The 14,647-nt window shown below is 64.3% G+C and carries 18 protein-coding genes, 1 pseudogene and 1 riboswitch; of the genes and pseudogenes, 11 read left to right on the forward strand and 8 right to left on the reverse strand.

Annotated features, from left to right (window positions below; all coding sequences use genetic code 11):
* Positions 1–149 precede the first annotated feature (149 nt).
* Positions 150–320 carry a hypothetical protein gene (locus AC1DKV_RS21165; RefSeq protein ID WP_477137896.1) on the forward strand — a complete coding sequence of 57 codons (171 nt, stop codon included), beginning with the start codon at positions 150–152 and terminating at the stop codon, positions 318–320.
* Between the two features lie 754 nt (positions 321–1,074).
* Here AC1DKV_RS21165 and AC1DKV_RS21170 read toward each other — a convergent pair.
* Positions 1,075–1,617: an RNA 2'-phosphotransferase gene (locus AC1DKV_RS21170; RefSeq protein ID WP_477137897.1), complete on the reverse strand. Its 543-nt coding sequence runs from the start codon at positions 1,615–1,617 to the stop codon at positions 1,075–1,077.
* 139 nt (positions 1,618–1,756) lie between these two features.
* On the opposite strand from AC1DKV_RS21170, the gene AC1DKV_RS21175 reads away from it, so the two are divergent.
* The 3 genes from AC1DKV_RS21175 (at position 1,757) to AC1DKV_RS21185 (ending at position 2,816) form a co-directional block, all read left to right on the forward strand.
* Positions 1,757–1,927 carry a hypothetical protein gene (locus AC1DKV_RS21175; RefSeq protein ID WP_441649978.1) on the forward strand — a complete coding sequence of 57 codons (171 nt, stop codon included), beginning with the start codon at positions 1,757–1,759 and terminating at the stop codon, positions 1,925–1,927.
* A gap of 115 nt (positions 1,928–2,042) precedes the next feature.
* Positions 2,043–2,444, forward strand: a complete 402-nt coding sequence (locus AC1DKV_RS21180; RefSeq protein WP_441649979.1) for a hypothetical protein — start codon at positions 2,043–2,045, stop codon at positions 2,442–2,444.
* A gap of 9 nt (positions 2,445–2,453) precedes the next feature.
* Positions 2,454–2,816, forward strand: coding sequence for a hypothetical protein (locus AC1DKV_RS21185; protein WP_477137898.1), 363 nt, complete (start codon positions 2,454–2,456; stop codon positions 2,814–2,816).
* 305 nt (positions 2,817–3,121) lie between these two features.
* Here the strand turns inward: AC1DKV_RS21185 and AC1DKV_RS21190 are convergent, their stop codons facing one another.
* Positions 3,122–3,796: a DUF6946 family protein gene (locus AC1DKV_RS21190; RefSeq protein WP_477137899.1), complete on the reverse strand. Its 675-nt coding sequence runs from the start codon at positions 3,794–3,796 to the stop codon at positions 3,122–3,124.
* Between the two features lie 355 nt (positions 3,797–4,151).
* Between AC1DKV_RS21190 and AC1DKV_RS21195 the strand changes: the two genes are divergently transcribed.
* The 3 genes from AC1DKV_RS21195 to AC1DKV_RS21205 all read left to right on the forward strand — a co-directional run bounded on the left by AC1DKV_RS21195 (position 4,152) and on the right by AC1DKV_RS21205 (position 5,747).
* Positions 4,152–4,934, forward strand: a complete 783-nt coding sequence (locus tag AC1DKV_RS21195) for a trypsin-like peptidase domain-containing protein (RefSeq protein WP_477137900.1) — start codon at positions 4,152–4,154, stop codon at positions 4,932–4,934.
* Between the two features lie 146 nt (positions 4,935–5,080).
* Complete coding sequence (locus tag AC1DKV_RS21200; RefSeq protein WP_441620148.1) at positions 5,081–5,404, forward strand: hypothetical protein; 324 nt, start codon at positions 5,081–5,083, stop codon at positions 5,402–5,404.
* Positions 5,405–5,462: 58 nt separating this feature from the next.
* On the forward strand, positions 5,463–5,747 hold the full coding sequence (locus AC1DKV_RS21205) for a hypothetical protein (protein WP_441620146.1): 285 nt from the start codon (positions 5,463–5,465) through the stop codon (positions 5,745–5,747).
* A 281-nt stretch (positions 5,748–6,028) separates the two neighbouring features.
* Here AC1DKV_RS21205 and AC1DKV_RS21210 read toward each other — a convergent pair whose 3' ends face one another.
* From AC1DKV_RS21210 to AC1DKV_RS21230, 5 genes are all read right to left on the reverse strand, one after another.
* Positions 6,029–6,283 (reverse strand): translation initiation factor 1, encoded by a 255-nt coding sequence (locus AC1DKV_RS21210; RefSeq protein ID WP_441620145.1) that lies wholly within the window; start codon positions 6,281–6,283, stop codon positions 6,029–6,031.
* Positions 6,284–6,386: 103 nt separating this feature from the next.
* Positions 6,387–6,608 (reverse strand): translation initiation factor IF-1, encoded by a 222-nt coding sequence (gene infA, locus AC1DKV_RS21215; RefSeq protein WP_441620143.1) that lies wholly within the window; start codon positions 6,606–6,608, stop codon positions 6,387–6,389.
* A gap of 72 nt (positions 6,609–6,680) precedes the next feature.
* Positions 6,681–6,902: an isochorismatase gene (locus AC1DKV_RS21220; protein WP_441649982.1), complete on the reverse strand. Its 222-nt coding sequence runs from the start codon at positions 6,900–6,902 to the stop codon at positions 6,681–6,683.
* Positions 6,903–7,424: 522 nt separating this feature from the next.
* Positions 7,425–7,694, reverse strand: coding sequence for a GTP cyclohydrolase (locus AC1DKV_RS21225; protein WP_441620139.1), 270 nt, complete (start codon positions 7,692–7,694; stop codon positions 7,425–7,427).
* A 149-nt stretch (positions 7,695–7,843) separates the two neighbouring features.
* Positions 7,844–9,643, reverse strand: coding sequence for a methyl-accepting chemotaxis protein (locus tag AC1DKV_RS21230; protein ID WP_477137901.1), 1,800 nt, complete (start codon positions 9,641–9,643; stop codon positions 7,844–7,846).
* Positions 9,644–9,963: 320 nt separating this feature from the next.
* Positions 9,964–10,069, forward strand: a riboswitch (SAM-I-IV-variant riboswitch).
* Between AC1DKV_RS21230 and AC1DKV_RS21235 the strand changes: the two genes are divergently transcribed.
* The 4 genes and pseudogenes from AC1DKV_RS21235 (at position 10,035) to AC1DKV_RS21250 (ending at position 13,193) form a co-directional block, all read left to right on the forward strand.
* On the forward strand, positions 10,035–10,538 hold the full coding sequence (locus tag AC1DKV_RS21235; RefSeq protein ID WP_441643448.1) for a DUF3293 domain-containing protein: 504 nt from the start codon (positions 10,035–10,037) through the stop codon (positions 10,536–10,538). (Overlaps the previous riboswitch by 35 nt.)
* A gap of 26 nt (positions 10,539–10,564) precedes the next feature.
* Positions 10,565–10,768: pseudogene (locus AC1DKV_RS21240) on the forward strand (methionine adenosyltransferase domain-containing protein); the annotation flags it as partial.
* Entirely contained in the window at positions 10,755–11,900 is a 1,146-nt protein-coding gene (locus tag AC1DKV_RS21245) for an ADP-ribosylglycohydrolase family protein (RefSeq protein ID WP_477137902.1), read from the forward strand. The pseudogene AC1DKV_RS21240 and the gene AC1DKV_RS21245, both read left to right, overlap by 14 nt.
* 21 nt (positions 11,901–11,921) lie before the next feature.
* Entirely contained in the window at positions 11,922–13,193 is a 1,272-nt protein-coding gene (locus tag AC1DKV_RS21250) for a DUF445 domain-containing protein (RefSeq protein ID WP_477137903.1), read from the forward strand.
* Between the two features lie 68 nt (positions 13,194–13,261).
* Here the strand turns inward: AC1DKV_RS21250 and AC1DKV_RS21255 are convergent, their stop codons facing one another.
* Positions 13,262–14,542: a hypothetical protein gene (locus tag AC1DKV_RS21255; RefSeq protein ID WP_477137904.1), complete on the reverse strand. Its 1,281-nt coding sequence runs from the start codon at positions 14,540–14,542 to the stop codon at positions 13,262–13,264.
* Between the last annotated feature and the right edge of the window lie 105 nt (positions 14,543–14,647).

Consider the following 14,647-nt stretch of genomic DNA (forward strand, 5'->3'; position numbering starts at 1 on the left):
GGGGGGCTTCTATTTGCCCGGGGAGCAGAACTATTCCCCGCTATCCACTGCAGTAGCTTTGAACTTGGGAGAATCGGAATGAAACGGGTTGCGCGCATGCTGATCTCCGGACTGGCGGTGTCGTCGCTGCTGGCGGGGTCGCTTCGGGCGTGAAACACGCCGACATGGCGGCGTCGATTCCGACGCTGAAGCCCGGCGAGGGCCGGGTCTACTTCCTGCGCTCGGCGTCGATGTTCGGCGCCGCGATCCAGCAGGATCTGCGTTTTAACAATCRGGTGGTGGGAACAGCACCGCCGCTGAAATGCGCGCGCCATTGGTAGCGATGGTGAGGGCGCTACATCCTTGGGAATGATGAGCGTTGAAACCTATGGTCATCGACAGCTTTCTCGGGACGTTCGGCAAAAGTTGGAGCTCGCGCTCGATCTGATCAGAGGCGGGAGGCTGATTAGTCTCTCTGCAGTCAGTTAGATTTTCTTGGATTTGTTGCCGCAAACAGTGCGACGTCCAGGGCAACCTCCGATTGATACATGGCAGCACGATCAAATGAAATGACAAAATGATGAATTAAATATATTTAATACTATTTCCCGCACTACTCACGGCCTGCCTACAAGKGGCAACTCAGCCACCGCGTATCACTGGGGGAAAGAGATAATGAGGCAGTTTCTTTACAATGGCCCGCTTCTACCTGACGGCTTTCGACTACCGGCTGACTATCAGCGTTTGGTCAGCGAGAGTGCCTTACCCGACATAGAGCCGTGGTTCTTCCTCTGCCGAGACATGGGGGCTACGCTTTCTTACTATGGAGCAATGCTTCAGAAGTTTCCCGGTTCGCCCCTTGTTCCATTTGCCATGGTGAATGACCAATCTGGCCACTACAACGATGGGTGGGTTGTGCTGGCTTGTTTTGATGGCAACGATAGATCAGCGAATCCAAGGGTCTGTATCTATGATTACTCAACGCCAACCAGATCCCCATGGGACCGCACCTATGCCAACTTCGCTGCGTGGATTGCGACGGCAGAGAAAGAGTCAGCCCGCTACAAGAGGGAGCGGACTGACAATGAATAGCTGCTATTCGCGGATGAAGCAAAACGGAACATGATMTGTCAACCACACTCCGTTCTCGGCCTGAAAKAATTTGAAACCCTGCTGGTGCATACGCAGGGCTTCAATCTCTAGCACGATCGGTTTGCCATAGCGTTGTCCGACGGCGGTAGCTGTCTGTGCGTCCTGCGACAAGTGCACATGGTGACGTGACCCTGCCATAAGTCCCTGTTCGCGAATGGATCCCAGGAAGCGCGTCGCCGTGCCGTGGTAGAGCAATTCGGGCGGCACCTTCTCGCAGTGCTCGCGGCTTACGCTTGCAGTGGAATGTCCCTGAACTGCGCGGATACGCTGACCATCGCTAGAGATGGCAAACCGTTTCTTGTCGCTGGTCGCCACAATCGTTTGGAGCATGTCTCGATCAATAATGCGACCTTCTCTAGTTGCCGCCGCAAGCAGGTCGTCGATATTAGCCCAGCCCTCAGTGTCTAACTGTATGCCAATGTGAGGTTCATGGCGTAGGACGTAGCTCAAGTACTTGCTTGTTTCGTCAAGTTGCTTGCTGCTCATGCTCATTCTGTGTGTCGTTTTGTACATGGCCTTGAGCATAGCCCTCAGCAAGGGAGGTGGGCAACTAACTGCTGTGTGATGTACCTGCAGCACTGATCGCAGGTATCCATTGTCGCTCCGACTGGAAAGGGACCTTGACATGGAACTGCACAAGGAGAGGGTGGGCTATGAGACGATCAAGGCTTGCGTGCTGGAAACGTATTTCGATGGATGCCGGGACTTGGCCGTAGGTTTGACGGGTGTCGCTCCGCAACTTGCCTGCAACTTGGGCGAGCCGCTGGGGTTGCGAATTGAAGTTGGCTTACGCTGAGAGATTTCTCTTCGTTGTCTGGGCAGACGGGGCCAGCATGGACCATCGATATACCGAAGGGGGTCGTGGGCACAACATACGATCCCGAGATCAAGTTTCTCGATGGAGGTAATCCATGAGACAGATTGAGCGCATTGATGAAATCATTCGAGATTCGTTTGGCCTTTGGATCACAGGCCTGTTTAGTGCGATCAGTGCATGGAACCGAACCCTCTCGTTTGAGGAACACAAGACGGCATTCTTCTGGTTGATCGAGCAACTGCTCCGAGCGGGGAAGATCAAGTTTGCTGCTCCTAGAGCGGACTGCTATACATCGCCCGAAAACCCGCATCCACGATTTACGATTCATGATGACGAAGCCCAGTGGCACGAGCCTCCGGAAGCAATTGTTGCGCACCTTCGTGCCCAATGGCCGAAGCATGCGCATAACGAGAACGATCTCGATCTAGTGACATATTTTTACAGCATACCTGGCGTTATCTGGGTCGGAGACGATGGAACGCTTGTAGCGTCGTAAAGATAAACAATGATCGTTTGCTATGCGCGGGAACGCGGCTATCAAGGTGACGACGTAGATCCAAGTTTTACCTTGGAGAAGGAGTATCTTGCTCTTGGTGTACTGTTTTTTCCTGATGGGCGGCCGGCACTGGTAACCCTTCAGCGAGACTCTGACGCGATACCGGTCGTGATTGAGCTCCGATATCTCGATGTTATCGATCCAGTAATTCCTGCTGATTGGTGTTTATTTGAACTTGGTGATGGTCGCTACGGCGTTAGGCCGAAGGAATTTGGTGGTGATTTCTGGGATCGTTACCACGACGGAGAACCTCATGCGGGAAAACTCTTCGAGCAGGTAGTTKACAAGCTCAAGGCCTTCCACAACATCTGACCCTGCGAACGCCAGCCGACGGTGTCCTTCTCTCGCTCAACAGAAATTCGCGTTGCAAATACACCATGCGGCAACTCCACGCCCAGACAAAAGATATMGGTTCGAACTATGCACCGCTTCATCGTTTCATTGCCAAGTGGTTCGTCGCGGCGCTGCTGCTCCCGATTTCCGCGATCAGTCTCGCGCGCTCGCTCCAAGTCCCCGATATCAGGGATTACGAGAAAGCCCACGTCGCATACCACGCTGTAACATCAAAATCCGCTATCCAGCTCACCAAAAAGCTCCGGCGTCTGCGCCGCCCCCCCCTATCGCTCAAGATACCGCGCCGCCCCGCAAATCCACCCCAGATGCAATTCCGTCTTCGCCAGCCGTCCCGCGCMATGAATGTAGTTGGGCCTGGCATCCACATCGAACAGGGCGGCAAAGGCGCGGTAGTCTTCAAACCAGGCATTGGTCGGACTGAACGAATGCACGAGCATCACGGCGTGATCGGCGTTGAAGCGCTMCGCTTCCAGGATGGCGGAGGCGGTCCTGTGGAGTAACTGGTACCGGATCGACGAGGGGACGGCCCGCAGGCCGAGCGTATGCGCGAGGAAGTCGAGGCGCAGGTGCTTTCCGGGCGATGCGGCTTCGAGCCACTCCGCCACGGTGCGGTCGAACGGTTCCGAGACTTTGCCTTCGACGGCAATGGAGATGAGMTGGTCGTMGCGCTTGCCGAGCACCCAGATGTCGTTCTGGGATTGGGTGATGCCGCCCGGCAGCGCGACCTGGTGCTCGGGGATGCCCATCAGCATGGCCGTGCCCCGCAGGACGGGATTGGCTTCGATGGCATTGGCGATTTCGGCGGGGAAGCCGTCGGCGTCCTGCCAGCAGTGCGCGAGCGTGCGGGCCGGGTAACCGGTCTTCCAGTGCTTCAGCGGCTCGGCAAGGAAAGGGGCCCAGTCATCGGCCACCGCGGCCGGGATGTAGATTCTGCTCATGGCGCGTCCTCCTGCGGCATGGCGCATCGCGCTGACGCGCTGTGGCCATCGGAGGCAACGTAGCAGGGGACGGCATGGGTCATCTGTTCGGTTGCCCATAGAGAGACAGAGAGACCGTCGCGGCGGCGAAGGCAGCCGTCGGGCCTTMGATTTGTGATCGTTGATGACTGTGGCTCGCCGCTGCGGCGTGGAGACCGGCGCTGCATCTGCTGCGTTTGACACGTCAGGCCCGCATCTATATAACCGATCGGGCGGGCTCCTCCTTCGCGTGCCACCGCATTCCGGATTGCCGTAATCCGCCTTTCCCCGTCGTGCGCGGGATTCACCCGCGCGACGACACGCACTCCAGGCAAACATGGTCGAATCCATCCTGCTATGCGCAGTCCGCGTTTCGTCCTTCGAGGGCCAGCAAGGCCTGGCCAACGCCAGCGGCTTCTTCTTCGAGCGCGGCAAGCATCTGTTTGTGGTCACGAGCCGCCACGTTTTCTTCGACGAGCCCACCGGCCACCATCCTKACCGCATCGAGATCGAGCTGCATCGGGAGGCCGGCAACATGGCCAATTCGATCGGGTTTTCGATCCCGCTGTATCGCAACGGCCTGGCGGTCTGGCGCATCGGCGAGGACGGGGGCGGGCCGGTGGACGTGGCGGTGGTGGAGCTGGAGCGTACTGCGCTGCCGGCGGGGCTGGTGTATCGCGCCTTTACGCCGGATCACCTGGCCCAGCMGTCGGACCATGTGGAGGTGGGCGATTCGCTGCTGATCGTCGGCTTTCCGCTGGGGTTTCACGATGCCTTGCATCACCTGCCGGTAGCGCGGCAGGCGGTGGTGGCTTCGGCGTTCGGGATGCGTTTCCAGGGGCAGGGCTTCTTCCTGACCGACGCGCGCACGCATCGCGGCACCAGCGGTGCGCCGGTGGTGATGCGCATGCGTGGCACGCGCGGCAAGCGGCATGATCTGCCGTGGCTGCTGCTGGGGGTGCATTCGGCGCGCTTCGATGTGGGTACGCGCGACCTGGACGAGGACGAGGCGCTGGGCCTGAATTCGGCCTGGTATGCGGACATGCTGATGACGCTGACGACGGAGTCGGGCGGTGCCGCGGGCAAAATAAGATCGTCGAAGCCCCCTGCTTCGGAGTAGAGTGGGATACCTGGGCCAGGAGGTGGGCAATCCTGGTGTGTTACTGTCGCCAGCCTGCCCGGCGTCCCGATCGCGGCTGGATGCCGGCGCTGCCWTGCCTGCCGCGCAGGCTCCGCCGCCTGGCGGGGCACGGTGCAGGGGTGCCAATGTTAGATCTCGTCGCTTTCATCAAGCCGGTGCTCGACGAAATCACGGGCCAGGACGTACGTACCTGGCCGGTGAGGCAGCATGCGGTCAACGCCAACTGGCAGATTCCCGATACCAGCAGCTGCGCCTGGTCGGCCAGGAAGGTGGAGATCGAAATCGCGCACGAGGCCGCGGAGCAATTGCGTTCCGCGGACCAGCGTGCCTTATATCAACTGCAGCGCGGCCTGGACCGCTTTCTGCGCGCACGGCTGGGCTCCCGGAGCCCGGCAGGCTGCTCGGACGGGGTGATCGTGATCGTGGTCGATCGCCTGGTCCCGTTCTAGCCGGCGTGCGCCAGGGACGGAGTGGCCACAGGCAACGCTGCCGCATGGAGCAAACTACGTGAACAATACGCCTAGCGCGAGCTACAAGGGCTTTGATCTCTACCCCCTGGTCTACAAGGTCCAGCCCACCCAGTCGTGGCCCCGCGCCAAGCCGGATCGCAGCTTTACCGCGTCCGTGGTGATCTGCCGCGAAGGCTATCGGCCCGGTGGCGAGCGCACCAAGGTGTTCCGTCTGGAAAGCGAAGAGTGGGAGAACATCGGCACCGCGCGCCGTGGCGCGGTCAAGTTCGGCGAGGACATCATCAACGGCCTGATCGCCGGTGAGTCGGTGACCACGCTGTAGTCCTGCTGCCTTGTCGATCTGCAGGGTTGCCCGGCGGCACACATTGGCACCGTCGGCACCGTCGGTGCCGATATGTGCCGCGCATTTGCTMGCAACGAGCGATGCGGGCCGGGCCGGTGCGTATGCGCCGGGCTGGCAAGCCAGGGCGGCCATGCCATGGATCTGAATCTTGTCGTTCCCGCGCCTCGTTCCGGCGGCGCCATGCCGCAATGAACGGGACCGGGCGGGAATGCCGGGTGTGACGGTGGCGCGGCGATGGCCGCGACCTGGCCCGCCTGGCCTCAGACGCTGAAGGCGGGGCTGCCGTAGCGTTCCAGCAGTTGCTCCAGCACTTCGAGCTTGTCGGTGCGGGGCGTGCGGTCTTCGATGGCGCGCGAAGGGCCACCGTAGGTCGCGGTGACGTGGCGGCGCACCGTCAGCAGGTCATCGGCCGGCGCTTCGCGCGTGACGGCGGGGCCGGGCACGTGCTGGTAGCTGCCGGCGACCCATCCGTTCGGCGTCAGGTGCATTTCTTCCCATTCTTCACTGACCGACATTCCGTTTCCTTTTTCACGTTGATGAGTTGATGCTGCGAGGGGTGCGCCCCGGCCGCGGGCATGGGCGCCGCGGCTTGCGCGCGTGTGGTCCTGCGCGCCGGCGTCAGAACTTGTGGCGGTAGTTGATGCGGCCCTTGGTGAGGTCGTAGGGCGACATCTCCAGCGTGACACGGTCGCCGGCCAGGATACGGATGCGGTTCTTCTTGAGCCGCCCGGACGAGTATGCCCACACCTGGAAGCCGTTCTCCAGGATCACGCGGAAGCGATTGTCGGGCAGGACTTCAGACACTTTGCCGCCAAATTCCACCAGTTCTTCTTTTGCCAAGGATGATGCCTCTCTAGGTTGGGTGGCGTGCGGGCGCGGTGCAGCGCACCGGCCATGCACGCCGTGGTGTCATTACTGCAGGCGCATGCCCGCGGCGACGCGCTCGGCGGCAAATCGCGCGGCCTGCTTGGCCTGCGCTTCGGTGCCGTGGGTGGCGTGGCGCATCGAGACATTGGCGACGATGTGTTCGGCACCGCTGCGGTATTCGCTGATCATGTACGTGGCGAACCACACGCCGGGTTGCTGCTCGATGGGGTACACCGACACGGTGTACGGGGATGCTTTGTGTTGCAAGGTATGTCCTGGATCTGGGCGGACGATCCGAGGCGCGCCTGCGCACGCACTGTGCGCGACGGGTTCTCTTCGGTAGTCGCTCGCCGTATGGATTGCCCAGCGCCGTCGTTGCCGCGCACATGCGCGAAAAAAGGGGGCTGGCGGAGAGTGGACCGTGCCTGCGCTGTCTGCACACGCGGATAGCCCTGCGTGGCGCTGCGGAGCGGCTTGTGCCGCGGGTCGGATGGGTGAGGGGCGTGTATTCGCCCCGAATTTGCCGGGTGCTTTGCCCGGCTATTTGGCCACTGCGGCGGGGAGCCCGCCTGCTATCGCGGTGAGGCGCACGGCTAGCGCCAAGGCTGCCGGCAAGCTTGCATCGACGCACGTTCGCACATCGGCAAGACGGCAGATCATAACACCGATCGCGTTATGCTGCCGAATGGGGGTGTGGCGTGGCGCATGCGTCTGCCCGGCGCGATGTCATGCGGCGGGTTGCTGCGGGTCGCCGTTTGGTTGCTGACTATGGCCGCTGACTATGGCCGGCTACTTGTGCGCAACGGAAGTGGACATGCCATCGATGACGGTTCGCGCATGGGTCACTGCCAGCGCGATGGCGTCATGCGGCGTGCGGGCGGTCTGTTGCTCCAGCGGCGGCACCAGCCGCAGCGATCCGCTGTCGCGGCTGACCTGGGTGATGGTGACGGTAGCCAGGAAGCCCGCGAGCGCGGACGCATTGTCGGGATTGCCGTCAGAGGCACGGCGCACGATGGCGGATACCTTGAACCCCTTGTAGATCGCATTGTTCTGAGACATGATGATCTCCTTTCTCCGTTGAGCATACGCCGCTTGCACGGATAAGTACGATTTAGTTTGGGGCGCGCGGCGTGGCGCCGTGGTGCCTCGCGGGCTTGCCCCGCTTCCCGCACCGCTTCCCGCACCGTTGCCCGCCCGCTCTCGCTGCCCTACTCCAGCCTGAACTGCCCCACCACGCCCGCGAGCCCGCCGGCCTGCGCCTGCAGCGCGGCGGCCGCGGCGGTGGACTCCTCCACCAGCGCGGCGTTCTGCTGCACCATCTGGTCCAGCTGGCTCATCGCGCGGTTGACTTCCTGGATGCCGCGCGTCTGCTCGGCCGCGGCGCTGGTGATCGCGGAGACGATGCCGGTCACCTTGCTCACATTGCCCACGATCTCGCTCATGGTGTCGCCGGCGCGGCGCACCTGGCCCKAGCCGGAGCTCACGCTGCCCACGGTCGACTCGATCAGGGTCTTGATCTCCTTGGCGGCCTGGGAGCTGCGCTGCGCGAGCGCGCGCACTTCGCCGGCCACGACCGCGAAGCCGCGGCCTTGCTCGCCCGCGCGCGCCGCTTCCACCGCCGCATTGAGCGCGAGGATATTGGTCTGGAAGGCAATGCCTTCGATCACGCCGATGATGTCGGAGACCTTCACCGCCGCGTGCTCGATCTCGCCCATGGTGCGGATCGCGTCGCTGAGCGCGGTGCCGCCGCTGGCCGCCACGCGCGAAGCGGCAATGGCGGATTCGTCGGCCTGGTGCGCGGAGCTGGCGGACTGCCCCACGGTGGCGGTGATCTCCTCCATCGAGGCCGCGGTCTGCTGGAGGCTGGCGGCAGCGCCCTCGGTGCGGCGGGACAGGTCGACGTTGCCGGCGGCGATCTCGTCGGCGGCGGCGCGCACGGATTCGCTGGCGTCGCGGATCTGGCGCATCACGCCGACCAGCTTGTCGGCGAAGGCGTTGAACGCGCGTGCGATCTGCGCGACTTCATCGCTGCCGTCGGCAGGCAGGCGCTGCGTGAGGTCGCCGTCGCCGGAGCCGATGGCGCTCATGGCGTCGCGGATCTGCGAAAGCCGGCGAAACGAAACTGCGGTCACGCCGGCCACGATGGCGGCGGCCACGCAGGCAATCACCAGCAGTGCCAGCAGCGATGCCATCAGCACGGAACGCATGCCGGCGGTCGCCTCGGCCTTGTCGAGTGCGATCACGGCGATCCAGTCGGTGCCGGCAATCTCGCGCGCGCGCAGCAGCTTGGGCTTGCCGGCCACCTCCACTTGCATCGGCGTGGTAGCGCCCAGCAGCGGGGCGAGCTTGTCGGCGTCCAGCGCGGGCACCAGCTCGGCGATGGGTTTGAGCGTGAGCTTGTCATCGCGGTGCGCGACGATCTGCCCGCCCTTCGTCACCAGGATGCCGAAGCTGTCCGGCGTGGGGTGGATGGACCTGACGTTGGCGATCACGCTGTCCATCGCCACGTCGCCGCCCACCACGCCTTTCACGCTGCCATCGCGCACGATGGGCGCGGCAAACGTCACCACCAGCTTGCCGCTGCTGGCGGCCACGTAGGGCGGCGTCACGATCGGCTTGCCCGCGGCCACGGCCTGCTTGTACCAGGGCCGCGCGGTCGGGTCGTAGTCGGGCTTGAGGCCGCTCGCATCCGAGAAGCGATGGCTCTTGTCGGGGAAGCCCACGTACACCTTGATGAAGCCGCCCGCGTCGGACACCTGCCTGAGCGCGGGAATGGGATCGGGCTGCAGCGCGGCGTCCTGCAGCGAGCTGATCATCTGCGTATGGCTGGCGACCCAGTCCGCAATGGCGTCGGTGTGGCCGGTCTGCACGGCGGCGAGATTGTTGTCGATGGCATCGGCGTTATACGCGCTGGCCACGACATGGTTGAGAACGGCGTTGACGGCTAGCGCCGCCACGACGATGGCCACGGATAGGGCCACGATGCGTGCGCGGAGGGAGGAAAGCATGTGATGGATTCTTCTCTGGTTGGCCCGGGTGGGGCAAGGGGGCTGCCGTGGCTATTACGGTAGGGATGTGGCGGACTTGAGCGCATTGCAGGGACGCACCACGCCGGTGCCAAAACGCGTTCGGAATGCCGGATAAACGGCGGTTTTCGCGGTCGGATTCCCGAACGCGCGGGGTTTGTCCGGCTGCCTCTGCGCGCGCCACCCCGAAAGACATGGCGCGTCTCTTCGCGGGTCCGCTTCGCGTTGCTGCCCGCGCGCTTCGCACCTCGCGCAACCGGCCGGGCGCCCTTGACACCCCCGGGGCCCGCATGTTTCAATCCGTCCCACATTCTGATTTGGGTCGACGCCCATGCCAACCTGCCTTCCCGGGCAAGGTGGATCGCGAGAGCGGATGTGGCTCCTGGAGGAGCAAGCAAGCGGGCAATGCGTCGACCCTCCTTTCACGGAGGGTTTTTTGCTTTCTGGCGCCGGCAATTCAAGTATCGATCCGAAGATCATCCAGGCTTACCGGGAGACGCACTATCACGTCCGCGGCGCGACGCCACTCACGCTGAACGTGGGCGAACCCAATCCTGCGCTGGCCGCGCTGCATGCGGCGGCGGGCGTGGACTGCAGCGCGTTCATCACCGCGTGGAACCCCTTTAGCCAGCAGGAAGACGATCCCGCCGCCAATGCGGTTCGCCAGCAGGCGCTGGTGCGCGAACTGACGCAACTGGGCCTGCGCTGCATCGACGGCATAGGCCAGCATCCGACCAACGGCTGGGATGGCGAGGAGAGCTTCCTGGTGCCCGGCCTGTCACTGGATGCGGCCAGGGCGCTCGGGGCGCGGTACGGGCAGAATGCCGTCGTCTGGAGCGGTGCCGATGCCGTGCCGCAACTGATCCTGTTGCGATAGCGCCCGCGCCGCCTGTGCGGGCTTGCGCCGCGGCGCTGGCGAGTGAATTCGATCTGCGCCCGCAAGGCATCATCGAGACGCCGGATCCGCTGCGCCCGATCTACTATCCAACTGCGGCGTACGGCCATTTCGGGCGCGAAGACCTGAGCCTGCCGTGGGAAGCCGTGACTGAACAAAACAAGTCTGAACAAAGCAAGTCTGAACAAAGGAATCTGCATGAACTCGCCTGATTGGATGCATCCCGTGATGCCCGGCACTGCGGCCAACGTTTCCGCACCAAGCCGCTTTCGCGGCTGCCTGCTCGGCGGTGCCGTCGGCGATGCGCTCGGCGCGCCGGTGGAATTCATGTCGCGCGAGGAGATCGTGGAGGAATTCGGGCCGCAGGGCATCACCGGCTACGCCCGCGCCTACGGTGGCTTCGGCACCATCACCGACGACACGCAGATGACGCTGTTTACCGCCGAAGGTTTGCTGCGCGCCTGGGTGCGCGGCAGCGGGCGTGGCGTCGGCAGCTATACCGGGGTGACGGCGCGCGCCTACCTGCGCTGGCTGCAGACGCAGGGCATGCAGCCCGCCGCGACGATCAGCATGGGCGGCGCGCCGGGCTGGCAGTTCCAGCACAAGGCCCTGCACAGCCGCCGCGCGCCGGGCAACACCTGCCTTGCCGCGCTGGCTGCGATGAACAGCCTCGGCGAGCCCGCGCGCAACCACAGCAAGGGCTGCGGCGGCGTGATGCGCGTGGCGCCCGCGGGCCTCTTTGTCTGGCGGCGTTCCCAGCTGCGCTCCCCCGAGCAGGCATTCGAGCTCGGCACCAAGCTGGCCGCCCTGACCCACGGCCACCCGACCGGGTCGCTCACCGGTGGCGTGCTCGCCGCGATGATCGGCGAACTGGCGGGCGGCGCGACGCTGGCCGCCGCGCTGGACGCGGCCAAGGCCTGCCTCGCCACGCATCCCGATCACGAGGAAACGCTGCAAGCCATCGAACAGGCCGAGGCGCTCGCCGCCGCCGGCGCCGCACATGACGACGCCATCGCCGCGCTTGGCGAAGGCTGGGTCGCGGAAGAAGCGCTGGCCATCTCGATCTATTGCGCGCTGGTCGCGCGGGATTTCCGCCATGGCGTGGTGCTCGCGGTGAACCATGACGGCGACTCGGATTCCACCGGCGCGATCACCGGCAACCTGCTGGGTGCGTTGCTGGGCGAGGAGGCGATTCCCCCGCATTGGCTCGAGCCCCTGGAGCTGCGCGAAGTGATCGCCGAGATCGCCGAAGACCTGTGCGCGTTTCCCACCTGGGATATCGGCATCGATTCGAAGGATGAGAAGCTGGTGCAGCGGATTTCGACGAAGTATCCTGCCTCCTGACCGCACCATTCCGGACCACGCATGCAGCAAGAGAAGGAACTCCGCTCCGCAAAGCGCAAGGCGCTCGCGCTGCTGTTGCTCGCCTTCGCCGTCTTCGTCGCCACGGTATTGCTGCCGCATGGCTTTCTGACCGACTGGGTGCGCGCGGCGGCGGAAGCCGCCATGGTGGGTGGCCTGGCGGACTGGTTCGCGGTGGCTGCGCTGTTCCATCGCATCCCGCTGCCGGGGCTGGCCGGGCATACCAATATCATCATCCGCAAGAAGGACGATATMGCCGACGGCCTTGCCACCTTCGTCAGGGACAAGTTCCTCGACGTGCCATMCATCGTCGCGCTGATCGGCAAGCACGACCCCGCGCAGGTGGTGGCGCAGTGGCTGGCGTCGCCGGCCAATACGCGGGAGATCGGCGATGTGGTGGCCAGGGCGGCCGGCACGCTCCTCGATGTGATGGACGAGAAGAACATCCAGGACCTGATCCGCAACGCCGCGCACACCATGATCGGCAAGGTGGACCTGTCCCGCTCGGCCGCCACCATCCTCGAGAGCCTGACCGAGAACGGACGCCACCAGGCGCTGCTGGAYGAATCGCTCGCGCAGCTGATCGCCCTGCTGAACGAGCCGGCCACGCGGGCCTTTATCTCGGAGCGCATCGTGGAGTGGCTCAAGAGCGACCACCCCAGGAAGGAGCGGCTCCTGCCCAGCGAATGGATCGGCAGCAACGGCGCCGACCTGATCGCCGCCGCGCTCGGGCGCGTGCTGGGGCAGGTGGAGGCCGACGACAGCCACCAGCTGCGCAAGGCGTTCGATACGGCCGTGCAGAAGCTGATCGCGCGCCTGAAGGACGATCCCGCCTTCCATGCCAGGGCGGAGCAGATCCGGCAGCAGCTCAGGGGCGACAGCGCGCTCAATGCGTATATCGGCAGCCTGTGGACGGACTGGTGCCGCTGGCTCAAGCAAGACCTCGCGCGCGAGGACTCAGTGGTGCGCCAGCGGGTGATGGAGGCGGGGCACTGGATCGGCGCGGAGCTGACGCGCAACACCGCGTTGCGCGCCTCGCTCAACGATCACCTGCGCGACGCGGCGCGCGGCATGGCGCCGGATTTCGCGGACTTCATCACGCGCCATATCAGCAGCACGGTACGCGGCTGGGATGCGCGCGAGATGTCGCGGCAGATCGAGCTGAACGTCGGCCGCGACCTGCAGTACATCCGCATGAACGGCACGGTGGTGGGCGGGCTGATCGGGGCCGCGCTATACCTGCTGGCGCAGTTGCCGGGGTGGATCGGACGGTAGCGGACGCGCCGCCAGGCGGCGGCGCGAGTCCGGCAACAAGGACAATAAGGGCAAAGAGCGCTTAGCGGTTACGCTGGCAGATGATGTGCTTCCACGATCCGGCCGGCATTCAGCTTCAGCGCCAGGACGGTCGGCTTCTGTTGCTCCAGCAGCATTGCCTCGCCGGCGGCCAGGCCGCGGCCCTGCTCGCGCATGGCGGCGCCGGCGGCGGCCAGTTCACCCTGGATCCACTTGCGCAGGCTTGCAMGCTTCTCGGTCAGCGCGGACTCGAACTCCAGCCGTGACTTCACGGATTCGATCTTGCCTTCCATCAGTTGCTTCGCCTCATCCAGCAGGCCGCCGGACCGGGCGAGKGAGTCGACCGAATCCTGCAGGCTGCTGAGGCGCGCCTGCTTCATGTGATGCTCGCCCGGGAAAGCCGACAGCAACTGCCAGCCCGCCACGCGTGCGCGCACGCACAACAGCCATTGCTCGTACAGTCCGTCCAGCAGCGTCTGCCGCTCGCGGATCTTCGTCACCAGGCCGTTGGTGCGGAACGTATCGGGATCCTTGATCTCCGCGATGCCCTGCGTTTCGCGCGTCAGTTCGGCCTTGAGGTGCCGCTCGGTGGCCAGCAGCTGGCCCTCGTAGTCCTCGAGTTTCTGGCGTACCGCGGGCGAGAGCTCGCCCTGGAACAGCGCGTGGGCGACCTGGCGCAGGTAGTCGAGCGCGCCAAGAATGCCGGCCTTGCGCTCGTCGCGCAGGAAGGCTTCGATGCGTTCCACGCCCTGCTTGATCTCGTCGAGCTTCTTGCCAATGTCGGCCAGATGCTTCTGGGCGACGATCAGCGAGGCGATGTTCAGGATGGCCGCCGCATTCACCATCTTCGACAGGCGTGACGGGTCCAGTAGCCTGGCTTGTTGCTTGATACCCTTGGCGCCCATCGTAAACGCGCGATAGCCCTCGCCATCGGCTGCCTTGACCAGCGGGCCGTCGATGATCACCTTCATATAGCCGCCGCGGGCKACTTCGCGCGCGCTCAGCAAGTTGGGCACCGCCTGKAGGACCGGACTCAGCTGGCTGAGGGTGGTGCTGTCGGCCTCCACCTTGCGCGCGCCTTTGGGCAGCTTGCCGTCCAGCGCGGTGATGCTGAGGACGGGTTCTTCGGCCGACGGACCCACCAGGATGGCGACGGTATCCTCGGCTTGCTCCGGTTGTGCCGCCGTGGGGGCTTGCGTGGCGGGCGTGGCCGGCGGTTGCATGATCGCGGCCGCGGGAGCGGGTGCGGCGGCTGGTGTGCGGCGGCGCAGTACCAGCACGGCGGCAATGACGACGAGGACGGCGATGCCGGCCCAGATGAAAGCGTTCACGATGACTCCTGGAATTGATGGGCGGCCGGCGCGGCCCAGCCAGGCCGCCGCCTACCGTGTGTCATGGCGGTGCGCCAGGACAGATACACGGCACACCAATGCCGG

The organism is Cupriavidus sp. 05T41 (assembly GCF_056396525.1).